The sequence below is a fragment of the Streptomyces sp. NPDC039423 genome, from assembly GCF_055598725.1.
Map to the genome: position 1 here is coordinate 284,224 of NZ_JBVKAH010000008.1, position 23,013 is coordinate 307,236.

At 73.4% G+C, this 23,013-nt stretch carries 19 protein-coding genes; 10 read left to right on the forward strand and 9 right to left on the reverse strand.

Annotated features, from left to right (window positions below; translation table 11 throughout):
- Window positions 1-30 precede the first annotated feature (30 nt).
- The gene (locus ACZ7LK_RS25555) at window positions 31-1,230 is read left to right on the forward strand and encodes a MarP family serine protease (protein ID WP_392275447.1); all 1,200 of its coding nucleotides are present in this window, start codon (window positions 31-33) and stop codon (window positions 1,228-1,230) included.
- A 100-nt stretch (window positions 1,231-1,330) separates the two neighbouring features.
- Here the strand turns inward: ACZ7LK_RS25555 and ACZ7LK_RS25560 are convergent, their stop codons facing one another.
- The 6 genes from ACZ7LK_RS25560 to ACZ7LK_RS25585 all read right to left on the reverse strand — a co-directional run bounded on the left by ACZ7LK_RS25560 (window position 1,331) and on the right by ACZ7LK_RS25585 (window position 9,878).
- Entirely contained in the window at window positions 1,331-1,510 is a 180-nt protein-coding gene (locus ACZ7LK_RS25560) for a hypothetical protein (RefSeq protein WP_392275446.1), read from the reverse strand.
- Window positions 1,511-1,651: 141 nt separating this feature from the next.
- On the reverse strand, window positions 1,652-2,584 hold the full coding sequence (locus tag ACZ7LK_RS25565) for an alpha/beta fold hydrolase (protein WP_392275445.1): 933 nt from the start codon (window positions 2,582-2,584) through the stop codon (window positions 1,652-1,654).
- A complete protein-coding gene (locus ACZ7LK_RS25570; RefSeq protein ID WP_469462041.1) occupies window positions 2,581-3,075 on the reverse strand; it encodes a phage holin family protein in 495 nt (164 codons plus the stop codon). Before ACZ7LK_RS25570 ends, ACZ7LK_RS25565 begins: the two co-directional genes overlap by 4 nt.
- 39 nt (window positions 3,076-3,114) lie before the next feature.
- Window positions 3,115-4,584, reverse strand: a complete 1,470-nt coding sequence (gene nhaA, locus ACZ7LK_RS25575) for a Na+/H+ antiporter NhaA (RefSeq protein ID WP_471143615.1) — start codon at window positions 4,582-4,584, stop codon at window positions 3,115-3,117.
- Window positions 4,585-5,044: 460 nt separating this feature from the next.
- Window positions 5,045-7,000, reverse strand: a complete 1,956-nt coding sequence (gene acs / locus ACZ7LK_RS25580) for an acetate--CoA ligase (protein ID WP_471143617.1) — start codon at window positions 6,998-7,000, stop codon at window positions 5,045-5,047.
- Between the two features lie 283 nt (window positions 7,001-7,283).
- Complete coding sequence (locus tag ACZ7LK_RS25585) at window positions 7,284-9,878, reverse strand: bifunctional SulP family inorganic anion transporter/carbonic anhydrase (RefSeq protein ID WP_392275441.1); 2,595 nt, start codon at window positions 9,876-9,878, stop codon at window positions 7,284-7,286.
- 301 nt (window positions 9,879-10,179) lie between these two features.
- Here ACZ7LK_RS25585 and ACZ7LK_RS25590 point away from each other — a divergent pair, with 301 nt between their 5' ends.
- Complete coding sequence (locus ACZ7LK_RS25590) at window positions 10,180-11,700, forward strand: polysaccharide deacetylase family protein (protein ID WP_392275440.1); 1,521 nt, start codon at window positions 10,180-10,182, stop codon at window positions 11,698-11,700.
- Here ACZ7LK_RS25590 and ACZ7LK_RS25595 read toward each other — a convergent pair.
- A complete protein-coding gene (locus tag ACZ7LK_RS25595; protein WP_471143621.1) occupies window positions 11,688-12,674 on the reverse strand; it encodes an ATP-binding protein in 987 nt (328 codons plus the stop codon). The genes ACZ7LK_RS25590 and ACZ7LK_RS25595 overlap by 13 nt on opposite strands.
- A 112-nt stretch (window positions 12,675-12,786) precedes the next feature.
- Between ACZ7LK_RS25595 and ACZ7LK_RS25600 the strand changes: the two genes are divergently transcribed.
- Entirely contained in the window at window positions 12,787-13,665 is an 879-nt protein-coding gene (locus ACZ7LK_RS25600; protein ID WP_471143624.1) for a Fic family protein, read from the forward strand.
- A gap of 453 nt (window positions 13,666-14,118) precedes the next feature.
- Here the strand turns inward: ACZ7LK_RS25600 and ACZ7LK_RS25605 are convergent, their stop codons facing one another.
- Entirely contained in the window at window positions 14,119-14,949 is an 831-nt protein-coding gene (locus tag ACZ7LK_RS25605; RefSeq protein ID WP_392275437.1) for an HAD family hydrolase, read from the reverse strand.
- A gap of 714 nt (window positions 14,950-15,663) precedes the next feature.
- Here ACZ7LK_RS25605 and ssd point away from each other — a divergent pair.
- The 7 genes from ssd to ACZ7LK_RS25640 all read left to right on the forward strand — a co-directional run bounded on the left by ssd (window position 15,664) and on the right by ACZ7LK_RS25640 (window position 20,525).
- A complete protein-coding gene (gene ssd, locus ACZ7LK_RS25610; RefSeq protein WP_471143627.1) occupies window positions 15,664-16,779 on the forward strand; it encodes a septum site-determining protein Ssd in 1,116 nt (371 codons plus the stop codon).
- Window positions 16,776-17,927 carry a TadA family conjugal transfer-associated ATPase gene (locus tag ACZ7LK_RS25615; RefSeq protein ID WP_392275435.1) on the forward strand — a complete coding sequence of 384 codons (1,152 nt, stop codon included), beginning with the start codon at window positions 16,776-16,778 and terminating at the stop codon, window positions 17,925-17,927. Before ssd ends, ACZ7LK_RS25615 begins: the two co-directional genes overlap by 4 nt.
- The gene (locus tag ACZ7LK_RS25620) at window positions 17,924-18,769 is read left to right on the forward strand and encodes a type II secretion system F family protein (protein ID WP_469462053.1); all 846 of its coding nucleotides are present in this window, start codon (window positions 17,924-17,926) and stop codon (window positions 18,767-18,769) included. The genes ACZ7LK_RS25615 and ACZ7LK_RS25620 overlap by 4 nt, the downstream gene beginning before the upstream one ends.
- Window positions 18,766-19,527, forward strand: a complete 762-nt coding sequence (locus ACZ7LK_RS25625; protein ID WP_471143630.1) for a type II secretion system F family protein — start codon at window positions 18,766-18,768, stop codon at window positions 19,525-19,527. The genes ACZ7LK_RS25620 and ACZ7LK_RS25625 overlap by 4 nt, the downstream gene beginning before the upstream one ends.
- A 104-nt stretch (window positions 19,528-19,631) precedes the next feature.
- Window positions 19,632-19,769 carry a DUF4244 domain-containing protein gene (locus ACZ7LK_RS25630; RefSeq protein ID WP_392275432.1) on the forward strand — a complete coding sequence of 46 codons (138 nt, stop codon included), beginning with the start codon at window positions 19,632-19,634 and terminating at the stop codon, window positions 19,767-19,769.
- Complete coding sequence (locus ACZ7LK_RS25635; RefSeq protein ID WP_392275431.1) at window positions 19,756-20,121, forward strand: TadE family type IV pilus minor pilin; 366 nt, start codon at window positions 19,756-19,758, stop codon at window positions 20,119-20,121. The genes ACZ7LK_RS25630 and ACZ7LK_RS25635 overlap by 14 nt, the downstream gene beginning before the upstream one ends.
- Window positions 20,118-20,525, forward strand: a complete 408-nt coding sequence (locus tag ACZ7LK_RS25640; protein WP_392275430.1) for an Rv3654c family TadE-like protein — start codon at window positions 20,118-20,120, stop codon at window positions 20,523-20,525. Before ACZ7LK_RS25635 ends, ACZ7LK_RS25640 begins: the two co-directional genes overlap by 4 nt.
- Here the strand turns inward: ACZ7LK_RS25640 and ACZ7LK_RS25645 are convergent.
- Window positions 20,467-22,944 (reverse strand): DEAD/DEAH box helicase, encoded by a 2,478-nt coding sequence (locus tag ACZ7LK_RS25645; protein WP_392275429.1) that lies wholly within the window; start codon window positions 22,942-22,944, stop codon window positions 20,467-20,469. The two genes, ACZ7LK_RS25640 and ACZ7LK_RS25645, sit on opposite strands and share 59 nt — an antisense overlap.
- Window positions 22,945-23,013: the final 69 nt, after the last annotated feature.

Here is a 23,013-nt window from a genome sequence, read left to right on the forward strand (position 1 = left end):
ACCGGAGACGAATCTGCGAGGCTAATGACGGTGAACGTGCTGGACATTCTGCTGCTGGTCGCCGCCGTGTGGTTCGCGATCGTCGGGTACCGCCAAGGCTTCGTCGTCGGCATCCTGTCGGTGATCGGATTCCTCGGCGGCGGGCTCGTCGCCGTCTATCTCCTCCCCCTCGTCTGGGGGCCGCTGACGGACAACGCCAAGGTGTCGACGACCGCCGCCATCGTCGCCGTCGTCATCGTGATCGTGTGCGCCTCCGTGGGGCAGGCCTTCACCACCCACCTCGGCAACAAGCTGCGCCGCCACATCACCTGGTCGCCGGCGCGCGCGCTGGACGCCACCGGCGGCGCCCTCGTCAACGTGGTCGCGATGCTGCTCGTGGCGTGGCTGCTGGGCTCGTTCCTGGCCCAGACCACCCTGCCCACCCTGGGCAAGGAGGTCCGCAACTCCAAGGTGCTGCTCGGCGTCTCCCGCGTGATGCCCACCCAGGCCACCACGTGGTTCACCGACTTCACCTCCGTACTGGCGCAGAACGGCTTCCCCCAGGTCTTCAGCCCGTTCGCCAACGAGCCGATCACCGAGGTCCGCGCCCCCGACCCGGCGCTCGCCGGAAGCCCGGTGGCCGCCCGCGCCAAGAGCTCCATCGTCAAGGTCGTCGGTACGGCGCCGAGTTGCGGCAAGGTCCTCGAAGGCACCGGCTTCGTCTTCGCCGAGCGCCGCGTGATGACCAACGCCCATGTCGTGGGCGGGGTCGACGAGCCGACCGTCCAGATAGGCGGCGAGGGCCGGCGGTACGACGCCAAGGTGGTCCTGTACGACTGGCAGCGCGACATCGCCGTACTGGACGTACCCGACCTGGAGGCCAAGCCGCTCCGGTTCGCGGACGCGGACGCGCGCAGCGGTGACAGCGCGATCGTCGCGGGCTTCCCGGAGAACGGCGCCTACGACGTCCGCTCCGCGCGCGTGCGCGGCCGGATCAACGCCGACGGACCGGACATCTACCACCGCGGCGAGGTCCGCCGTGACGTGTACTCGCTGTACGCCACGGTCCGCCAGGGCAACTCCGGCGGCCCGCTCCTCACCGCGGACGGCAGGGTGTACGGGGTGATCTTCGCGAGGAGCCTGGACGACCCGAACACCGGTTACGCCCTGACGGCCGACGAGATCCAGCAGGACATCGAGCTCGGCCGGACCGCCGGCCAGCAGGTCGACAGCCAGGGCTGCGCCCTCTGACCCGAGCCCGCTCCCGGGGCGGCGACCGGTCTGCCCGGCCCGCCCCTGGTCGCGCTCGGCCCGTCGCCTGGTCGCGCTCGGCCCGCCGCTGGATCGTGTCCTAGTCGCGGGTGTGGCGGAGACGCGCGGAGACCCAGCGGGCGCGGCGGCGGAGGATACGGGGGATCCCGAGTCGGAGGTCCGCCCCCTGGGCGACCGGGGGGCCGCTCCTCTGGGGAATCGGCGCAGAGGCCGCGCGGCGGTTCCGTGCTGAGTCAGCGTAGTCGTGCGTCCAGCCCATACCCCGACGTCTGCCCGGGCCCCATGGTCGGTAACCGCCTCCGGGCCCGCCAATTGGCCTATGCGCCGGGCAATTGGCTGTTCGTCGTACAACCCGTTCGTCGGACGAGCGTGTGGTCGTCTCCCCGTGCCCGGGCGGTGACTACCGGTCCGGTTCGGGGTCCTTCAGCCAGTTGACCAGCTCCGTGGAGAACGCCACCGGGTCCTCCTCATGGGGGAAGTGCCCCAGGCCGTCGAACAGCCGCCAGCGGTACGGGGCTTCCACGTACTCGCCCGAACCCGCCGCGCTCCGCGTCCGCATGGCCGGGTCCAGCGAGCCGTGCAGGTGCAGCGTGGGAACCCGGACGGGCCGCTTCATACGGCGGTTGAACTGGATGCCGTCCGGGCGCGCCAGCGACCGCACCATCCAGCGGTACGGCTCGATCGAGCAGTGGGCCGTCGACGGGATGGTCATCGCCCGCCGGTACGCGTCGATCGCGTCCTCACTCGGCTCCTGGCCCGGGCCGGACCAGTCGCGGATCAGCCGCCCCACCAACGCCGCGTCGTCCGCGACGAGCTGACGCTCCGGCAGCCACGGCCGCTGGAAGCCCCAGACGTACGACCCGGCACGCGACTGCGAGAAGTCGGACAGCATCGCCGAACGCCAGCGGCGGGGGTGCGGCATCGACGAGACGGCCAGCCGGCGCACCAGCTTCGGGCGCATCACCGCCGCCGTCCACGCCAGGTACCCGCCCAGGTCGTGGCCCACCAGCGCGGCGTCCGGCTCGCCGAGCGACCGCACCACACCGGTGATGTCGAGCGCCAGGTTCGCCGGGTCGTAACCCCGCGGCGTACGGTCGCTGCCGCCCACGCCCCGCAGGTCCATCGCGACCGCCCGGAACCCCGCGTCGGCGAGCGCGGGGAGCTGGTGCCGCCACGTCCACCAGAACTGCGGGAAGCCGTGCAGCAGCAACACCAGCGGACCGTCGCCCATCTCGGCGATGTGGAAGCGCGCCCCGTTGGCCGCCACGTCACGATGCGTCCAGGGACCATCGATCCGTACGGGACTGCCGGTGGTGCTCTCAGGGACCGTCATGCGGACGAGCGTGCCACAACCTCGGCCTCGTCCTTGACCGTCAGGGCGGGACGAACCGGACGGCCGGGGGTCTCACGCGGGTGCGGCTTGGCGTTGCCGAGCACGGCGGCGGACCGCTTGGCCGAGGCGATGGACCGCTCCGGCGGCTTGACCTTCTTGAACTTGGACACCGCGAGCAGCGCCAGCAGCCCCGCCAGCAGCAGGTACACGCCGCCGACGATCAGGAAGGACCAGGCGAGCCCCAGTCCCAGGTTGTGGATGCCGTACGCGGCGGCGAAGCTCAGCACGGGCAGCGAGAAGAGCGCGAAGACACCCGCGACGCTGAAGGCCGCACCGCCCATCGCGCCGCGCTTGACGTCCTGTCGCAGTTCGGCCTTGGCCAGCGCGATCTCGTCGTGCACCAGCGCGGACATCTCGGCGGTCGCCGAGGCGACCAGCTGGCCGAGACTGCGCTCCGCACCAGGTCCACCATTGTCGGCGGGGTAGCTCATCGTCTCGCTCCCTCTTCTCTCCTACGGTCCGACCTCAGATCATGCCGGACGGTCGCCGTCCGTGCGCGACGCCCCCGCCACTTCCGTGCCCCCGGTGGCCCCGGCCGGCTCCCCGGAGCCTCCCGTGGCGGGCCGGGCGCCCGTCCCGGGATCCGCACCGCCCGCGACCGCCTCGGCGAGTCGCCGGTGTTCGGCGGCCTTCCTCTCATGGATCTCCGCCATCCGCAGGTGGTACGCCGGGTCGTGCTCCTCGTACACGTCCGGCACGCCGTCCATGTCCTCGTCGCGCTCCTCCTCCGCGTACAGCGCCTGGTACTTCCGCACCCGCAGCTTCAGCAGGACGGTGGCGAGTACGGCGGCGATGAGCGAGCCCATCAGGACGGCCGCCTTCACCTCGTCGGTCAGGGCCGCGTCCCCGGCGAAGGCCAGCTCGCCGATGAGCAGCGAGACGGTGAAGCCGATGCCCGCGAGCGTGGCGACGGCGAACAGGTCCGCCCAGGCGAGGTCCCGATTGAGCGACGCATTTGTGCAGCGGGCCGCCAGCCACGTACCGCCGAAGATGCCGATCGTCTTGCCGGCCACCAGGCCGAGCATCACGCCGAGGGTCTCGGGCCGGCCGAAGACGTCGGCCAGTGCGCCGCCGGAGAGGACCACTCCCGCCGAGAACAGCGCGAACAGGGGAACGGCGAGACCGGCCGACAGCGGCCGGACGAGGTGTTCGACGCGCTCGCCGGGGGAGTGGTCCTCGCCCTCGCGGCGCTTGCAGCGCAGCATCAGGCCCATGGCGACACCGGCGATGGTGGCGTGGATGCCGCTGTTGTACATCAGCCCCCAGATGACCAGCGCCAGCGGCACGTACACGTACCAGCCGCGCACACCGAAGCGCAGCAGCAGATGGAAGAGGGCCAGACCCGCGACGGCGCCGCCGAGCGCCGCGAAGTTCAGGTCGTCGGTGAAGAAGACGGCGATGATCAGGATCGCGAAGAGGTCGTCGACGACGGCCAGGGTGAGGAGGAAGGCGCGGAGCGCGGACGGCAGCGAGGTGCCGATCACGGCGAGGACGGCGAGCGCGAAGGCGATGTCGGTAGCCGTCGGGACGGCCCAGCCGTCCATGGAGCCCCCGCCGGCGAGGTTGACCAGCGCGTACACGAGGGCGGGGGCGATCATGCCGCAGAGCGCGGCGATCACGGGGAGGGCGGCCGCCTTGGGGTCGCGCAGCTCACCGACGACCAGCTCGCGCTTCAGCTCGATGCCGGCGACGAAGAAGAACACGGCCAGCAGGCCGTCCGCCGCCCAGTGCTGCACGGACAGGTCGAGGCCGAGGGCGGCCGGGCCCAGGTGGAAGTCGCGCACGGACTCGTAGCTGCCGCTGAGCGGGGTGTTCGCCCAGACGAGGGCGGCGACGGCGGCGAGCAGGAGCAGCACACCGCCCACGGTCTCCGCCCGCAACGCGTCCGCGATGTACGTCCGCTCCGGCAGCGGCAGCCGGCCCAGGAACGTGCGTGCCACCCCGGCCGCGGTGCCGGACCCCGTGCCCGCCCCGGGCCCGCCCGCGGACGTGGACGTCGATGCGGACGCGGACGTGGACGTCGACGCGGACGTGCCGCCGGAGGCTTCGGTACCGTTGTGCCCCGGCGGCTCGCTGCCGGGTGTCGGCGGGGTGCTGGGATCGGGCGCGGCCACGATGGCGGACCTCCGGTCGTTCGGCGGGCATGACGAAACACCTGCCGACCAGACTTCCCGGCGCACCCCATGAGCCAGCGGCTCCGTCCACGATCGGACGTATGGTCATCCTCTTGTGACGCGTCCTTCACCCTACCCCGCTGAGCGAGGGGACATCCGGTGAGAGTCACCTTATGCGCGAAAGGGACACCCGGCGCGTCGGCCCCGGGTGCCCTCTTCGCTGTGGCCTCGCGGGTGGCGCGGGCCTTGCCGGCGGCCGTTCGGTCGTGACGGCGGCCGGCGCGGCTCAGTCCTCGCTGGAGGCCGTCGGCAGCTGCGACTGGATCAGGTCCATGACGGACGAGTCCGTGAGCGTGGTGACGTCACCGAGCTGGCGGTTCTCCGCCACGTCACGCAGCAGACGGCGCATGATCTTGCCGGAGCGCGTCTTGGGCAGCTCGGCCACCGGCAGGATGCGCTTGGGCTTGGCGATCGGGCCGAGCGTCGCGCCCACGTGGTTGCGGAGGTCGTCGACGAGCGCGTCGTCCTCGCTGGCCGTGCCGCGCAGGATCACGAACGCCACGATGGCCTGACCGGTCGTCTCGTCGGCCGCGCCCACGACCGCCGCCTCGGCGACCTTCGGGTGCGACACCAGCGCCGACTCCACCTCCGTGGTGGAGATGTTGTGGCCCGACACCAGCATGACGTCGTCCACCCGCCCGAGCAGCCAGATGTCGCCGTCGTCGTCCTTCTTGGCGCCGTCGCCCGCGAAGTACCGGCCCTCGAAACGGGACCAGTAGGTGTCGATGTACCGCTGGTCGTCGCCCCAGATGGTGCGCAGCATCGAGGGCCACGGCTCGGTGAGGACCAGGTAGCCGCCGCCTCCGTCGGGCACCTCGTTCGCCTCGTCGTCGACGACGGTGGCGGAGATGCCCGGCAGGGGCCGCTGCGCCGAACCGGGCTTGGTCTCGGTGACGCCCGGCAGAGGCGAGATCATCATCGCGCCCGTCTCGGTCTGCCACCAGGTGTCCACGATCGGCGTCCGGCCGGCGCCGATGTTCTCCCGGTACCAGACCCACGCCTCGGGGTTGATCGGCTCACCGACCGACCCGAGGACCCGGAGGCTCGACAGGTCGAACTTGGCGGGGATGTCGTCGCCCCACTTCATGAACGTGCGGATCGCGGTCGGCGCCGTGTAGAGGATCGTGACGCCGTACTTCTGCACGATCTCCCAGAACCGGCCCTGGTGCGGGGTGTCGGGCGTGCCCTCGTACATCACCTGCGTCGCACCGTTGGCCAGCGGCCCGTACACGATGTACGAGTGGCCCGTCACCCAGCCGATGTCGGCGGTGCACCAGTAGACGTCCGTCTCCGGCTTGAGGTCGAAGACCGCGTGGTGCGTGTACGCCACCTGCGTGAGGTAGCCGCCGGAGGTGTGCAGGATGCCCTTGGGCTTACCCGTCGTACCGGACGTGTACAGGATGAAGAGCGGGTGCTCCGCGTCGAACGCCTCGGGGGTGTGCTCGGCCGACTGGCGGGCGACGATGTCGTCCCACCACACGTCCCGGCCCTCGGTGAACGCGGTGTCCTGGCCGGTGCGGCGCACCACCAGGACGTGCTCCACCTGCGGACACTTGGCGACGGCCTCGTCGATGGCCGGCTTGAGCGCGGACGGCGTGCCGCGCCGGTAACCGCCGTCGGCCGTGATCACCAGCTTGGCGTCGGCGTCCTGGATGCGGGAGGCGACCGCGTCCGCCGAGAAGCCGCCGAAGACGACGGAGTGCGCGGCGCCGATCCTGGCGCAGGCCAGCATGGCGATGGCCGCCTCGGGGATCATCGGCAGGTACACCGCGACGCGGTCGCCCTTGCGGACGCCCAGCTCGGTCAGCGCGTTGGCCGCCCGGGAGACCTCGTCCTTGAGCTCGGCGTAGGTGAGGGCGCGGCTGTCGCCCGGCTCCCCCTCGAAGTGGATGGCGACCCGGTCGCCGTGCCCGGCCTCGACGTGCCGGTCCACGCAGTTGTACGCCACGTTGAGCCGGCCGTCGGCGAACCACTTCGCGAAGGGCGGGTTCGACCAGTCGAGGGTCTCGGTCGGCTCGGTGGCCCAGCTGAGGCGCCGTGCCTGCTCGGCCCAGAAGCCGAGCCTGTCCGCCGTGGCCTGCTCGTACGCGGCCGCCGTCACGTTGGCGTTCGCGGCCAGCTCGGCGGGCGGTGCGAACCGCCGCTCCTCCTTCAGCAGGTTGGCCAGGCTTTCATTGCTCACGACATCTCCCATTCCCGGGGCGTCCGATGTGTCCCAGCCCATAGCTCATCAGCCAGATGCCCGGGTGACAAGAGCTTCCCGCCCATTGGTTTAGACCTCTTGGGGGTGGCGGGCCGGTGGGCATCGGCCGACGGGGTGAACGGGACCGGGTGGTCAAGTGACCCCTCCTCCCCGGGCGGTGGGGAGGAAGGGCCACCGATTACTCCCACGGCCCCGGCCCCCGGTCGGTTCACGCGCCCCGGTCCCGTCCGCGCCCGGTCCCGGCCGCGCCGCGGGCACGCGGTCAGGCGGGTGCTCCCTCCTTGGGCGCGGCGTGGGAGGCGCCCGCGAGTCCGGAGGGGGTTTCCGGGGAGTCGGGGTTCATGGGGGAGGTCGGGTACGAGGCACGGGTGGGCTGGGGGTGGGCGGAGGGGGCCACCCAGTGGAAGACGGCACCGTCGCCCCGCGCCTCCCCGTCCCCATCGCCGTCCCTGCTCCCGTGCCCGTCCGCGCCCCGGTCGCGGCCGGTGTCCCCGCCCCGGTTCCCGTCCTCGTCCAGGAGGTACGCCTGTGCCTCACCGACGTGGAAGTACATGCCGTGCAGCTCCAGCGAGCCCTCGGCGAGCCGGCGGGCCACGGCGTCATGGGCCTTCAGGTGCTCCAGCTGCTGGACCACATTGGTCAGGCAGAGCTGCTCGGTCGCGTCGACGGGCGGCCGCCCCGCGCTGTCGCCGGAAGGGCCGCCGGACAGCCGGGCCCACGTGGAGGGCGCGCTGCGCATCCGCTCCAGGCTCGGCACCCCGTGGCGCAGCCAGCGCCGCAGCGGCGTCTGCGCCGCGTCGGGACCGCCGCTCAGCAGGGCCTGCATCGCCCCGCAGCCCGAGTGCCCGCACACGGTGATGGACTGCACGCGCAGGACCTCCACCGCGTACTCGATCGCGGCCGCCACCGAGTCGTCCCCGCTCTCCGCACCCGGCAGGGGCACCAGATTGCCGACGTTGCGCACGGTGAACAGGTCCCCCGGGCCGCTCGCCGTGATCATGCTGGTGACCAGCCGGGAGTCGGCGCAGGTCAGGAAGAGCTGCGACGGCCGCTGGCCCTCCCGCGCGAGCCGGGCCAGCTCGTCACGGACCAGGGGGGCGGTGTTGCGCTGGAACGAGCTGAGTCCGCTGGCGAGCTGATGCCCGTTCACCCGGCTCTCCGCCTGGCCCCTCGCCTCCTGCTCGGGCTCGGCCGCGGGGTGCTCCCCGCAGTGGTGGTTGCGCCAGGGCGTCCAGGGGCGGCAGCAGGCGTGCGCGCCCGCGCCGGGTTCCGCGATCCTGACCCCGGTGCGTCCGGTCATCTCGACCCGCCCGCCCCGCGCGGCGTGGGACGTCTGCCAGTCCTGGAGGGTTTCGTACGCCGCGTGGTCCATGAACGAGCCGTCCAGCTCCACGACCACGTTCGCCCCCTGGGGGATCTGGTGCAGCGCCCGGGTCAGCCGGGGTACGGCCAGGAAGGTCAACTGGCCCCGCACCCGGATGTGCTCGACATCCCCCTTGGTCTCCCTGGTGATCCGGGTCCTGGTCAGGCGCTGCATGGCCACCCCGCTGGCCATGGCGATGCCGAGAGCCACGCCCTCCAGGATGCCGATCAGGACGACTCCGGAGATGGTCGTCGCGTAGACCAGCACCTCGCGGTGGCGGGTGACGCTGCGGATGTGGGTGATGCTGACCATCTGGATGCCGATGACCATGACCAGCGCGGCGAGCGCCGGCAGCGGGATCAGATCCAGGACGGGTACGAGGACGAGGGCGGCCAGCACCACCCACAGGCCGTGCAGCATCGTGGAGTGCCGGCTCACCGCGCCCGCGGACACGTTGGCCACGCTCCGCACGGCGACGCCCGCGACCGGCAGCCCGCCGAGCGCGCCGGACACGATGTTGGCCGCGCCCTGTCCCGCCAGCTCCCGGTCGAGGTTGGAGCGGGGGACGTGGACCGTGACGTCCTTGCGGGCGGCCACCAGCTTGTCGACGGCCACGGCCGACAGCAGCGACTGGACGCTGGTGACGAGCGTGATGGTCAGGACACCGGTGGCGATGCCGAGGGCGGGGCCTTCCGGCAGCCCGGGGAGCGCGTGACTGCTCCAGGAGGGCAGGTCGACCCGGGGGACGCCGACCCCGGCGGCGACGGCCAGGACGGTCGCGGCGGCCACCGCGACGAGCGCCGCCGGGATCTTCCGCAGTCCCCGGCCGGCCCGCCCGGGGAGCCTGGGCCACACCAGCAGCACCACGACGGTCACGGCGCTCACCGACACGGCGGCGGTGTGCAGGTCGGCCAACTGGGAGGGCAGGCCCAGGAAGTTGTCCACGGCGGAGCTCTGCGGCGTACCGCCGAGCACGACATGGAGCTGGGCGAGGGCGATGGTGACGCCGATGCCGGCCACCATGCCGTGCACGATCGCCGGGGACACCACCAGGGCCGAGCGCGCCACCCGCAGGGCGGACAGCGCGAGTTGGGCGAGCCCGGCCAGGACGGTGATGGCGCAGGTGGTGCGCCAGCCGTACTTCTGGATGAGCTCGGCGGTGACCAGGGTCAGCCCCGCGGCGGGGCCGCTGACCTGGAGCGGTGAGCCGCCGAGCCGGCCGGCGACCACACCGCCGACCGCGGCCGCCACCAGACCTGCCTGGAGGGGGGCGCCGGTGGCGAGCGCGATGCCGAGGGAGAGCGGCAGGGCGATGAGGAACACGGCGATGGAGGCGGAGACGTCGGCCCCCGCCACGCGGAACCGTCGGCCGCCCCCGCCCGGGGGCGGGCTGTGCGGTCGCTTCGAGCGGGGCCTCACGGCGGCGCGGAACGCCCGGCCGGGGCGGTCACGGTGGCCGGTCTGGTTCGTGCGGGCCGGGGTGCAGGCAGTCATGGGGATTCCCGTCTCCTCCGGGGCGGCGCGGTCGCGGTACGTGCGGATCGAACGAACGTGGGGTCGCGGCCGTGGGTCACGGCGTGCAGCGGCGGGAGTGTGCCAACTCTCTGTAAACAGATCGTAATGGAACGTAAAGACTCCGGCATTATTTTCGATGCATAAGGGGCAAAGTTTCACTCGATTCAGCGATTAGTCGTTCTAGTACGGCTTGTCGTATCTTCACACCGCCTTCCGTGGTGCGACGTTGACGGCGCTCGCAGCAGAGACCTCCGCGGACCACGAGAAGGGTGGGCGGAAGATGGCCGCCACGAAGAAGACCGCCACGCACGGGCTCGCCGCCCGCATCAGCGCCGCCCGGCGCCTGACCTCCCTCCGGAACGCCGCCCGGCGCGGAGCCGCCGCGCGGCCCGGCACGGACGGCGCCCCCCTCGGGGACGCCCCGGGCGGGGGCGTACCGGGTGGGGTCGTCCCCGGCGGGTCCGTCCGGCACCGGCACGGGGTCGTCCGGCGAGCGTCCCTTCCGGGTGGGCGTCCGGTCGGGGCGATCGCCGTCGCGGCCGGAGTGGCGGTCGCGCTGGCGGCGGGTCTGGCCGGATGCTCCGGCGCCGACGACGACACCCGGGGCGCGGCCGGCCCCAAGCGGGTGGGGCCGCCCAAGAGCGTGGTCCGCCTCATCGGCGATGGCTCGACCGCCTACACCGGCGCCCAGCCCGGACTGCGCAAGCCCGAGCGCCTCAAGCCCGGTGAGAAGCCGCCCCAGTTCGTCGTCTTCTCCTGGGACGGAGCCGGTGAGGACAGCCAGAAGCTCTTCTCCCACTTCCGCGGGGTGGGCAAGAAGTACGGCGCGACGATGACGTACTTCCTCAGCGGGGTCTATCTGCTGCCGGAGGAGAAGTCGACGCTCTACAACCCGCCCGGCCATGCCCCCGGCCGCTCCGACATCGGCTTCAACGACACCGAGGGCATCCGTGCCACCGTCCGCGAACTGCGCGGCGCCTGGCAGGAGGGCAATGAGATCGGCACGCACTTCAACGGCCACTTCTGCGGCCCGGAGAGCGGCGTCGGCACCTGGTCGGTCGAGGACTGGAAGAGCGAGATCTCCCAGGCCAAGTCCTTCGTCAAGCACTGGAGGACGAACGCGGGCCTGGCGACGGAGAAGCCGCTGCCGTTCGACTACGACACGGAGCTCATCGGCGCCCGTACCCCCTGCCTGGAGGGCCGGGACAACTTCGTCCGCGCCGCGAGCGAACTCGGCTGGCGGTACGACACGAGCGGCGTCAGCAACCAGGTCTGGCCCGGGAAGGAGCGGGGTCTGTGGGACCTCTCGCTCCAGATGATCCCCGTCCCGGGGCGGGCCTTCGAAACCTTGTCGATGGACTACAACTTCCTGGTCAACCAGTCGAGGACGACCAAGGGCGATCCCTCCATGCACCGGTTCTGGGGCAACCAGTTCCGGGACGGGATGCTCCAGGCCTTCGACCGCGCCTACAACGGCAACCGCGCTCCGCTGATCATCGGCAACCACTTCGAATCCTGGAACGGCGGCACCTACATGCGAGCCATCGAGGAGACGATCGCGCAGGTCTGCGTCCGCAGCGAGGTGCGCTGCGTGTCGTTCCGGCAGCTGGCGGACTGGCTCGACGCGCAGGACCCGACCGTCCTGGCCAAACTGCGCACCCTGAAGGTGGGCGAGGCGCCGAAGGACGGCTGGGCGGCCTTCCTCGCCGCCCGGCCGGTCACCGCCGCCTCGCCCGGCGCCCCGTCGCAGGCCCCGGCGGGCGCCCCCGCCGGGGCCGTCACCCGCCGTCAGGCGGGCTGAACGGCGCCGAGCCCCTCACCGAGGACGAAGCCGGGGTCGACCTGCGCGGCCAGGTCGGCACCGGTCTTCGCGTTGCCCCAGCTCTCCGCGTTCTTCAGGTGGAAGTGCACCATCTGGCGCGTGTACCGCTCCCAGTCGCGGTGCCGGTAGGAGTCGTCGGCGGCGTTCTGCAACGACTGGAGCGCCATCCGGTTCTCCGCCTCCAGCAGTTCGAAGCGCGCGGGGCGGCCCTTCTCCATGGACCGGACCCAGTTGGAGTGGCCGACCGTGACGAGCAGGTCGTCGCCGATCTCCTCGCGGAGGAAGTCGACGTCCTCCCTGCCCTGCACCTTGTTGCCGACGACCCGCAGCTCGACGCCGAAGTCGCGCGCGTACTCCTTGTACTGGCGGTAGACGGAGACGCCCTTCCGGGTCGGCTCGGCCACCAGAAAGGTCATGTCGAAGCGGGTGAACATCCCGGACGCGAACGAGTCGCTGCCGGCCGTCATGTCGACCACGAGGTACTCGTCGGGCCCGTCGACCAGGTGGTTTAGGCAGAGCTCCACCGCACCGACCTTGGAGTGGTAGCAGGCGACCCCGAGGTCGGCCTCGGTGAACGGTCCGGTCGCCATCAGCCTGATCGTGCCGTCGTCCAGGTGCACCGGGCGGGCGCACGCGTCGTAGACCGGGTTGTCCTCGCAGACGCGCAGCAGCCGCGACCCCTCCCCGGGCGGGGTCGTCTTGATCATCGTCTCGGGGGAGGGGATGCGGGGGTTGCTGCCGCGCAAGTACTCCTTGATCAGCGGCAGGTGCGCTCCCATCGCCGGCAGCGCGGCGGCTTCCTCCTCCCCGAGACCAAGGGCGGCCCCGAGGTGCTGGTTGATGTCGGCGTCCACCGCGAGGACCGGAACCTCATTGGCGACGAGATGGCGGATGAAGAGCGAGGACAGCGTGGTCTTCCCGCTGCCGCCCTTCCCTACGAAAGCGATCTTCATGTTCAGATAGCGTAGCGGGCAGTAGTGGCGCGATCGCCGGTTGTCGCGATCGGGTATGAGGAACGCCACTCCAAGGTGGGGGCCTGGTGCCGGGCGCGTAGCCTCGCTACCTATGAGTACGAATCCCGCTGACCCCCTGGTCGCGCTGGGGGCGCTGCCCGGTGTGCCCGATGCCGTGGACTCCGTTCGCAAGGCCGTCGACCGGGTCTACGGGCACCGTGTGATGCGGCGCCGTGGCCATGAGGTGACCTCCGAGGCGGCGCTGCGGGGCGCGCGCGCCTCGGCGGCCCTGTCCGGCGCCGACTGGGCGCTGGAGGAGGTCCGCCGCCGTACCGACTTCGGCGCCGACGAGGAGGCGCGGACCGTCGGTGCCGCGCTGCGTCTGAGTGCCGAGGCGGGGCAGTTGCTGTCCATCTGGCGGCAGTCGCCGATGCGGGTGCTGGCGCGGCTGCACCTGGTGGCGGCGGGCGACCCGGGACGGCCGGCCGGTGCCTCGCCGGCGCCGGGGGCCGGTACGGCCGGCGTGGACTCGCCGGCGGATGCGGTGGGGCGGCCCCGGCGGGAAGGCGAGCTCGTCCGCGAGCCGCTGATCGAGGCTCCGCTGCCGGACGCCACCGAGGTCGCGGGCCGTCTTGAAGGCCTGGCGGACCTCATCGTTGCGGGCAGCTCCGCCCCTGCGCTGGTGACGGCCGCCGTGGTGCACGGCGAGCTGCTGGCGCTGCGGCCCTTCACCTCGTACAGCGGACTGGTGGCGCGGGCGGCCGAGCGCATCGTGCTCATCGGCAGCGGTCTGGACCCCAAGGCGATCTGCCCGGCCGAGGTCGGCCATGCCGAGCAGGGGCGCGCCGCCTACGTCGCGGCGTTCGAGGGCTATCTGTCCGGCACCCCGGACGGCATGGCGGCGTGGATCGCGCACTGCGGGCGCGCGGTCGAACTCGGCGTCCGGGAGTCGACGGCCGTGTGCGAGGCGCTCCAGCGCGGAGCGGCGTAGCGCCGGGGGCGGAGGCGGGCCGGGCCCGGCGTCCCGGCGGGATGGACACCCGTACAGGGTTGCGGCGGTACCGCAAGGCGGTACCGCCGCTGGCACGTCCGCCGAGTTACCATGCGTCCTCGATATATGCCCATCAGGCGGGGACTTTGCCCGACGCCTGGTGCGGCTGGCCCGTAATCGACGGGTCGACGTCGCGTGGGTGCTCAGCTTTCGTGCTGTTCGGTCCGTGGGGCCTTCTTGCTCAACAGGTGATCCTTTCGGATGTCCTTGGTCTCGCGGGCCGTTAAGTCCTTTGTACTCCCGTCCGGGAGGATGCGAAAGCCCTCGCTCCACTTTTTACTTGTCAGGGCCGGATGACCGTTATATTCCGGATCTGAGCGCAATCCGACCGGTATCCATGTCTTCTTATGTCTTGTGTATGCCGCACGTCGACCGGCCGGCCGACGCGCGGCATCAGGCGGACTGCCGTCGCCGGCTGGCGTACCAGACCAGCCCCGCCGTGGCCGCCGCCGCGCCCACCGCTGCCGCTGCCACGAGCGCCGGACGGGGCGGCATCCGGAAGGCGGGCAGGCGCTGCTTCAGCCGGACCGGGCGGTCGAAGACCAGAACCGGCCAATCCCGTGCGGCCGCCTCACGGCGCAGGGCGCGGTCGGGATTGACCGTGTACGGGTGCCCGACGGCCTCCAGCATGGGCAGGTCGGTGGCGGAGTCGCTGTACGCGTAGCAGCGGGAGAGGTCGTACCCCTCCGTCTCCGCCAGCTCCCTGATGGCCTCCGCCTTCGTGGGGCCGTAGGCGTAGTACTCCACCTCCCCGGTGAAGCAGCCGTCGTCGCCGACGACCATCCGCGTCGCCACGACCCGGTCGGCTCCGAGCAGCTCGCCGATGGGTTCGACGACTTCGGCGCCGGAGGTGGAGACGATCACGACGTCCCGGCCGGCGGCGTGGTGCTCCTCGATGAGGGACGCCGCCTCGTCGTAGATGATCGGGTCGATCAGGTCGTGCAGGGTCTCGGCGACCAGCTCCTTGACCTGCTGGACGTTCCAGCCCTTGCAGAGCGCGGAGAGGTACTCCCGCATCCGCTCCATCTGTTCGTGGTCGGCGCCACCGGCCAGGAAGACGAACTGGATGTAGGCAGTCCGCAGTACTGCGCGGCGGTTGATCAGACCGCCTTGGTAGAAGGACTTGCTGAAGGTCAAGGTCGATGACTTCGCAATGACCGTCTTGTCCAGGTCAAAGAAGGCTGCTGTGCGCGGCAAGGAGTGGTTTTCCACGAGCCTGAGCATAGGTGCCCGCCATTCGGCGTACGCTGGGGCGTGTGGGTTTGCCTGAGAAGCCTCTCGGGTACACCATGGAAGTCACGGATCGTTCGCGACCGTGCTAACCCGGTCCGGCTCCTCCCCCCCCGAGTCGGCCGGAGAGACGACCCCCGCTCTCCCCCCCGGCGGGGGTCGTCGCATGTCCGGACGCGTTTTGGCCCGCCCCCGGCGGCCGGCACCGATCATCGGCCCCGCCCTCCCTCGTCTCCGTGAGGCGCTCGGTACGCCCTCGTTTCGTCACTCAGCGTAGCGGATGCGCTGCTCTCCGGAAGTCGCCGGTATGGGCGAACGGGATATTCACAACCGGTGAGTTGTCCACAGTTTTAGAGCAAGATCCACTTTTTTTCCGGAAGTCGTCCACCGTGATTCCGGTCGCGAAGTCCGCGGCGCGAAGGAATCACGGATCTCCCGTCGAGTGCCGCGGCGCCGAGGCATCGCGGTGCGTGCGTCGCTCGTGCGTCGACCGCCGGAGGGCGGTCCGGGAAGAGCGAAGAGCGTGGGCGCGCGGGCCGGAAATGCGGCGCGCGGGCATCCGGCGGAGTCGCACGAATGACCGTGCCGTACGGATCCGACCGATCGCACCGGATCACGGGGCGACCGCCGGCGGTCCCGTGCGACCGCCGGCGACCACGGGCATGGCGGAAGCCGGCGCGGAGGAGACAGGGGAGAGGGGCGGAGAACATGGCTGGATCCATCACGTCCGACCGGACGGACACCATCGAGCGGCGGCGGGCCGGACCGCTGATCGTGACCGAGGACGCGGAGCTCCTGGACGACCTGCTGCGGCTGTGCGCAGCGGCGGGTGCCCACCCGGAGGTGTACCACTCGGTACCCGAGCGGGGAGCGGCCTGGGAGGCCGCACCGCTGGTGCTGGTGGGCGACGACGCGGCCGCCCGCTGCCGGGGCACGTCCCGTCGGCGGGACGTGCTGCTCGTCGGGCGTGACCAGGACGATCCCGGTGTGTGGCGGCGGGCGGTGGAGATCGGGGCGGACTGCGTCCTGCGGCTTCCCGACGCCGAGGGCTGGCTCGTCGACCGGATCGCCGATGTGGTCGAGGGCGCCGGCCGGCAGGCGCTGACCGTCGGCGTGATCGGCGGGCGCGGTGGCGCCGGTGCGTCCACCCTGGCCTGCGCGCTGGCCCTCGCGGCGGCCCGCGGCGGCCGACGGACCGTGCTCGTGGACGGCGATCCCCTGGGCGGAGGGCTCGACGTCCTGCTGGGCGGCGAGCGGGCCGAAGGGCTGCGGTGGCCGGATCTCGCCGCCGCCAGAGGACGGGTCGCCGGCGGGGCGCTGGAGGAGTCGCTGCCCTCCCTGCACGGACTGCGCGTCCTGAGCTGGGACCGGGGCGAGCCGGTGACGATCCCGCCGGAGGCGATGCGTTCGGTGCTGGCGGCGGCGCGCAGACGGGGCGGCGCGGTGGTCGTGGACCTGCCGCGCACGGGCGACGGGGCCACCGCCGAGGCGCTGGCGCAGCTCGACCTCGGACTGCTCGTCGTCCCCGCCGAACTGCGGGCCGTGGCGGGCGCCAGGCGGGTCGCCGCCGCCGCGGGGGCCGTGCTGCGCGACCTGCGGGTGGTGGTGCGCGGCCCGTACGCCGCCGGGGTCGACGACCGGTGGATCGCGGACGTGCTGGGCCTGCCGCTCGCCGGGGAACTGCCGCTGGACCCCGGCCTGATGGCGGCCCTCGACGCCGGTGACCCGCCCGGCGACAGCACCAGGGGCCCGCTCGGACGGTTCTGCACGGCCTTCTGGGAGCGGGTGCCGGAGCGGGTGCCGGCCGAGGGGAGCACCTCATGACGGCGGGACTGCTGGAGGCCGTCCGGCAGCGGCTCGTGGAGAGCGGTACGGATCCGACACCGGCCGGTGTGGCGGCCGCGCTGCGGGCCCAGGGACGGCTGCTGGGGGACGCCGAGGTCCTCGGTGCCGCGGAGGAACTGCGGGGCGAGCTGGTGGGCACCGGCCCGCTGGAGCCGCTGCTCGCCGACCCGGCGGTGACGGACGTCCTCGTGTCGGCACCGGACCGGGTGTGGGTGGACCGGGGCGCGGGCCTCGAACTGTCGGGCGTGGCGTTCCGGGACGCGGCCGCGGTGCGCAGACTGGCGCAGCGGCTGGCGGCCGGGGCGGGGCGACGGCTGGACGACGCCCGGCCGTGGGTGGACGCCCGGCTGCCGGACGGCACGCGGATGCACGCGGTGCTGCCACCGGTGGCGGTCGGCTCGACGTGCCTGTCGCTGCGGGTGGTGAGGCCCCGGGCGTTCTCCCTGGCGGAGCTGACCGCCGCCGGGACGGTACCGCCGGGCGGCGACGTGCTCCTTCGCGCGCTGGTCGAGGCCCGGGTGTCGTACCTGGTCAGCGGCGGCACCGGGTCCGGGAAGACGACGCTGCTGTCCACCCTGCTGGGGCTGGTGGGCGAGCGCGAGCGGATCGTCCTGGCCGAGGACTCGGCGGAGTTGCGGCCCGACCACCCCCATGTGGTGCGGCTGGAGGCACGGCCGCCGAACCAGGAGGGCGCGGGCCGGGTGACGCTCCGGGACCTGGTGCGCCAGGCGCTGCGGATGCGCCCCGACCGGCTGGTCGTGGGCGAGGTGCGCGGCTCCGAGGTGCTGGATCTCCTGGCCGCGCTGAACACCGGACACGAGGGCGGTTGCGGGACGGTGCACGCGAACACGGCGGCCGATGTGCCGGCGCGCCTGGAGGCTCTGGGGACGGTCGCGGGGCTCGACCGGGCGGCGCTGCACAGCCAGGTGGCGGCGGGGCTGTCCGTGGTGGTCCATCTGGCCCGGGACGGGACCGGCCGTCGCCGCCTCGCCGAGGTGCACGTGCTGGAGCGGGACGGAAGCGGACTGGTCGTCACGGTCCCCGCGCTGCGGTGGGCGGCCGAGGGCTTCCGGTACGAGCGGGGCTGGGAGCGGCTGCGGTCGCTGATCGGGGGTGTGCGGTGGTGACGGGACAGCCGGTGTACGCGGCGGTGTGCGCGGGGGCGGCGGCCTGGCTGGTGCTGGAGCGGCGCCAAGGGCCGCGCCGGGCCGGGCTGCTGTTCGCGGGTGGTGGTGGCGCGCCTGTCCCCGGGGCCTGGTCCTGGCGGCGGTGGGCGCCCGTCGTACGGGCGCGGCGGGAGTGGCTGTGCCTGGTGCCGGCGGTGGTCCTGGCGCTCCTGGGGGAGTCGCTGCTGCCGCTGGCCGGCGGGGCGTGTGCCGTACCGCTGGTGGGGCGGCGGCTGCGGGCCCGGGAGCGGGCCCGTGCCCGGGACCGGCGGGCGGACGCGGTGATCGCGCTGTGCGGCGCGGTGGCCGGTGAGCTGCGGGCCGGGTGGCAGCCCGGGCAGGCGCTGCTCTGGGCGGCGCGCACCACCGGGGCGCTGGGCGAGGAGGAGGCGGCGGTCCTGGCGGCGGCGCGGTTCGGCGGTGACGTGCCGGAGGTGCTGCGGCGGGCCGCGCGGGAGGACGGTGCGGACGGGCTGGCCGGGCTGGCGGCCTGCTGGCAGGTGGCCGTGGACGGCGGCGCGGGGCTCGCGGCGGGCCTGGACCGGCTGGAGGCGGCGCTTCGCGAGGCGCGCGACCAGCGGGAGCGGCTGCGGGCCGAGTTGGCCGGTGCCTGGGCGACGGTGGGGCTGCTGGCGCTGCTGCCGGCGGTGGGTCTGGCGATGGGCTGGGCGCTCGGCGCCGATCCGCTGCGGGTGCTGTTCCACACCCCGGCGGGCCTCGGGTGCCTCGCCGTGGGCGGGGTGCTGGAGACGCTGGGCCTGTGGTGGGCCGGGCGGATCGTGCGGGCCGGGGAGGAGCCGTGAGCGGGCCGTTCCTTCCCGCCCTGGGGGTGGCCCTGCTGCTGACGGCCGGGGTGTCCTGGCCGGCCTGGACGGTCCTGGTGCGGCACCGGGAGGAGCGGGCGCGCCGGCGGATCGCCGCGCTGCTGGGCGCCGCGGACGAGCGGCGCGGGCTCCGGCGGCCGGCGTGCGGGGTGTGGGCGCGGCGGTGGGCGGCACCGGCGGGGGCCGCGGTCGGCGGCTGGATCCTGGTCGGCGGCCTCGCCGGGTGCGCCGTCGGAGCCGCCGCCGCGTACGGCGTACGGGCGTGGAAGCGCCGCCCGCGCCCGGCCGGGGACGGGAACGCGGAGGTGACGCGCGGGCTCCCGCAGGCGGCGGACCTGCTGGCCGCGTGCCTGTCGGCCGGGGCGGGACCGCATGGGGCGGCGCAGGCGGTGGGGGGGTCCCTGGGCGGTCCGGTCGGGGAACGGCTGGCGGTGGCGGCGGCGGAGCTGCGCCTGGGCGGCGAACCGGGCGAGGTCTGGGGCCGGTTCGGTGCGACACCGGGCGCCGGGCCGCTGGCTCGCTGCCTCGAACGGGCGAGTGCCTCCGGCGCTCCGGCGGCGGAATCGGTCGCCCGGCTGGCCGCGGGGATACGGGCGGACCGGGCGCGCCGGGCCACGGCCCGCGCACAGCGGGCGCAGGTGCTGATCACCGCTCCGGTGGGGCTGTGCTTCCTGCCCGCGTTCCTCGCGGTCGGGGTGGCTCCGGTGGTCATCGGCCTGGCGACGGAGCTTCTGTGACGAATCGACAAGAACCGAGAAACATGGGGGTTGGCATGGGACAGCGGATGGTCAGGGTTCTGAGGGCCCGGGTGCGCGGGGCTCGGGCGCGGGGCGAGGCCGGGATGACGACCGCCGAGTACGCGATGGGGACGCTCGCCGCGTGCGCCTTCGCGGCCGTGCTCTACAAGATCGTGACGAGTGATGCCGTGTCGGGCGGGCTCCAGTCCCTGATCGGGAGGGCGCTCGATGCCCCGTTCTGAGCGCGGTGGTGACCGCGGGTCGGTGACGGCCGAGGCGGCCACCGTGCTTCCGGCGCTGGTGCTGTTCACCATGGCCCTCGTATGGGCCCTGATGGCGGCCGCCGCCCAGATCCAGTGCGTCGACGCGGCGCGGGCGGGCGCCCGGGCGGCGGCCCGTTCCGAGCCGCCCGCGCAGGCGGTGGCGGCGGCCCGGGCGGCCGCCCCGGGAGGCGCCCGGGTCGCGGTGGAGCGGTCCGGAGACCTGTGGCGGGTGCGGGTGGAGGCGCCGGCGCCCGGCCCCGGGGCGCTCCGGCTGACGCTGAGGGCCCAGGCGGCCGCGGCGGCGGAGGACACCGTGGGGGTGGCGCCGTGAGCGGCACGGCCCCCGGCTCGCCACCGACGGCGGGCCGGGGCCGGGCCGGTGCGGACCGCGGGGCCGCCACGGTCTGGGTGGCGATGGCGGCCACGGTGCTGTGCGCGGTGTTCGGCGTGGTCCTCGCGCTGGGGCAGGCGGTGGCGGCCCGGCACCGGGCGGGCGGCGCCGCCGACCTGGCGGCGCTCGCCGCGGCGGACCGGGCGCTGCGGGGCCCGGCCGAGGCGTGCCGGGCGGCGGACCGGGTGGCCCGGGCCCAGGGGGCGGAACTGGTGCGGTGCCGCCTCAGCGGGGAGATCGCGGACGTGACGGCCCGGGCCCGGTTCGGACCGTACGCGCCGGGCGTCAGGGCGAGGGCGGGTCCTCCGGGGGCGCTTCCGGGGCTCCCCGCAGCAGTTCCGTGAGGAGCCGGACGGCGCCCCGCTTGTGCAGCGGATCGTTGCCGTTGCCGCACTTGGGCGACTGGATGCAGGAGGGGCAGCCCGCCTCGCACTCGCAGGCCGCGATGGCGTCCCGGGTGGCGGTGAGCCACTCGCGGGCCGTGTGGAAGGCGCGCTCGGCGAACCCGGCGCCGCCCGGGTGGCCGTCGTACACGAAGACCGTCGGCAGCAGCGTGTCGGGGTGGAGCGGCACGGACACCCCGCCGATGTCCCAGCGGTCGCAGGTGGCGAAGAGCGGCAGCAGGCCGATGGACGCGTGCTCGGCCGCGTGCAGGGCGCCGCCCAGCTGCTCCGGGTTCACCCGGGCGGCGTCGAGCTGGTCCTCCGTGACGGTCCACCACACGGCGCGGGTGCGCAGGGTGCGCGGCGGCAGGTCGAGCTTCGTCTCGCCGAGCACCTCGCCGGTGATCAGGCGGCGGCGGAGGAAGGAGACGACTTGGTTGGTGACCTCGACGGAGCCGTAGCACAGGCGCCCGTCGCCCCAGGGGACCTCGGTGTCGGTCTCCAGCACGGAGATGGCGGTGGTGTCGCGGGCGGTGGTCGAGTACGGCGGTGCTGCCTCCTCGACGAGGGCCACCGAGTCCTTCAGGTCCAGTTCCCGGACCAGGTAGGTGCGGCCCATGTGGAGGTGGACGGCACCCTCGTGGACGGAGGCGTGGGCGGCCGACTCGTCGACCGTGCCGAGCAGCCGTCCCGTGCCGGCCTCGACGATCCGTACGGGGCTGCCGCCCTCCCCCCGGATGTCGGTCAGGTCGGCGGCCCGCTCCCGGCGGGTCCAGTACCAGCCGGACGCGCGCCGCCGCAGCAGCCCGGCCGCCTCCAGCTGCGGCAGCAGCTCCGGGACGGCCGGGCCGAACAGGGCCACGTCGGCGTCGGTCAGGGGAAGTTCCGCCGCCGCCGCGCACAGGTGGGGGGCCAGGACGTACGGGTTGTCCGGGTCCAGGACGGTCGATTCGACCGGCTGACGGAACAGCGCGTCCGGGTGGTGGACGAGGAAGGTGTCCAGCGGGTCGTCCCGGGCCACCAGCACCGCGAGCGCCCCCTGCCCGGAGCGCCCGGCGCGGCCGGCCTGCTGCCACAGCGAGGCCCGGGTGCCGGGGTACCCGGCGATCACCACGGCGTCCAGCCCCGACACGTCGATGCCCAGCTCGAGGGCGGTCGTCGCGGCCAGCCCGAGCAGTTCACCCGAGTGCAGGGCACGCTCCAGGGCCCGTCGCTCCTCGGGCAGGTAGCCGCCCCGGTAGGCGGCGACCCGGGCGGGCAGCGACCGGTCGACCTCCGCGAGCCGCTCCTTGGCGATGACCGAGATCAGCTCCGCGCCGCGCCGGGAGCGCACGAAGGCCACCGACCGCACGCCCTGGACGGTCAGGTCCGTCAGCAGGTCGGCGGTCTCCGCGGTGGCGGTGCGGCGGACCGGGGCGCCCTGCTCGCCCTGGAGGTCGGTGAGCGGCGGCTCCCACAGGGCGAATACCAGTTCCCCGCGCGGCGACGCGTCGTCGGCGACCTCGTGCACGGGCAGGCCGGTCAGCCTCCCGGCGGCGAGGGACGGCCGGGCGGCGGTGGCGGAGGCGAGGAGGAAGACGGGCGAGGAGCCGTAGCGGGCGCAGAGGCGCCGCAGCCGGCGCAGCACCTGGGCGACGTGGGACCCGAAGACGCCCCGGTAGGTGTGGCACTCGTCGATGACCACGTACCGCAGCGCACGCAGGAAGGAGGACCAGCGGGGGTGGGAGGGGAGGATGCCCCGGTGCAGCATGTCGGGGTTGGTCAGTACGTAGTTCGCGTACTGGCGGATCCATTCGCGTTCCTCGACCGGCGTGTCGCCGTCGTACACGGCCGGACGGATCCGGTTGCCCAGGGGCGCGGCGAGGGCCTTGACCGAGCGGCGCTGGTCGGCGGCGAGGGCCTTGGTGGGGGAGAGGTACAGGGCGGTGGCGCCGCGGCCGTTGGCGGCCTCCGACCCGTCCAGCAGGGTGGACAGCACCGGCGCCAGATAGGCGAGGGACTTGCCGGACGCGGTGCCCGTCGCGATGACCACCGACTCGCCGTCCAGCGCGTGCTCGGCGGCGGCCGCCTGGTGGGCCCAGGGGTGCTCGATGCCCGCCGAATGGATGGCGTTGATCACTTCTGGGCGGATGCGATCGGGCCAGACTGCATGCCGACCCGCTCTTGGGGGCAGGTGCTCCGTATGAGTGATGCGCGCAGCCCGGTTCGCCCCCGAGGCGAGCCGGTCGAGGACCGCACCGGGGGAGGGGCGGGTGTCCCCGCTCTCGGGTGGTCGACTGGGGCGGTGATTCATGGCCATCGGCACCGAGTGTGTCACCGGCGTGACGGACAATGCTCCCAAGGCGTCGTGCATGGCTGCTGGTAAGTGATTGAATGCCATCGCGGCTGGCGATCCGTCCCCTGGCTCCGTCCGGAGATTCCGAGGGGCGACCGCTCGATAGCAAGGTGC

Bases quoted from the DNA above. Each gene is read 5' to 3' on its own strand.
- ACZ7LK_RS25565 (WP_392275445.1), bottom strand. From the start codon at position 2,584: ATGACGGTCCCTGAGAGCACCACCGGCAGTCCCGTACGGATCGATGGT.
- ssd (WP_471143627.1), top strand. From the start codon at position 15,664: ATGGCTGGATCCATCACGTCCGACCGGACGGACACCATCGAGCGGCGG.
- ACZ7LK_RS25590 (WP_392275440.1), top strand. From the start codon at position 10,180: ATGGCCGCCACGAAGAAGACCGCCACGCACGGGCTCGCCGCCCGCATC.
- ACZ7LK_RS25615 (WP_392275435.1), top strand. From the start codon at position 16,776: ATGACGGCGGGACTGCTGGAGGCCGTCCGGCAGCGGCTCGTGGAGAGC.
- ACZ7LK_RS25630 (WP_392275432.1), top strand. From the start codon at position 19,632: ATGACGACCGCCGAGTACGCGATGGGGACGCTCGCCGCGTGCGCCTTC.
- ACZ7LK_RS25570 (WP_469462041.1), bottom strand. From the start codon at position 3,075: ATGAGCTACCCCGCCGACAATGGTGGACCTGGTGCGGAGCGCAGTCTC.
- ACZ7LK_RS25645 (WP_392275429.1), bottom strand. From the start codon at position 22,944: ATGGCATTCAATCACTTACCAGCAGCCATGCACGACGCCTTGGGAGCA.
- ACZ7LK_RS25635 (WP_392275431.1), top strand. From the start codon at position 19,756: ATGCCCCGTTCTGAGCGCGGTGGTGACCGCGGGTCGGTGACGGCCGAG.
- ACZ7LK_RS25595 (WP_471143621.1), bottom strand. From the start codon at position 12,674: ATGAAGATCGCTTTCGTAGGGAAGGGCGGCAGCGGGAAGACCACGCTG.
- ACZ7LK_RS25585 (WP_392275441.1), bottom strand. From the start codon at position 9,878: ATGACTGCCTGCACCCCGGCCCGCACGAACCAGACCGGCCACCGTGAC.
- ACZ7LK_RS25600 (WP_471143624.1), top strand. From the start codon at position 12,787: ATGAGTACGAATCCCGCTGACCCCCTGGTCGCGCTGGGGGCGCTGCCC.
- ACZ7LK_RS25605 (WP_392275437.1), bottom strand. From the start codon at position 14,949: ATGCTCAGGCTCGTGGAAAACCACTCCTTGCCGCGCACAGCAGCCTTC.
- ACZ7LK_RS25560 (WP_392275446.1), bottom strand. From the start codon at position 1,510: ATGGGCTGGACGCACGACTACGCTGACTCAGCACGGAACCGCCGCGCG.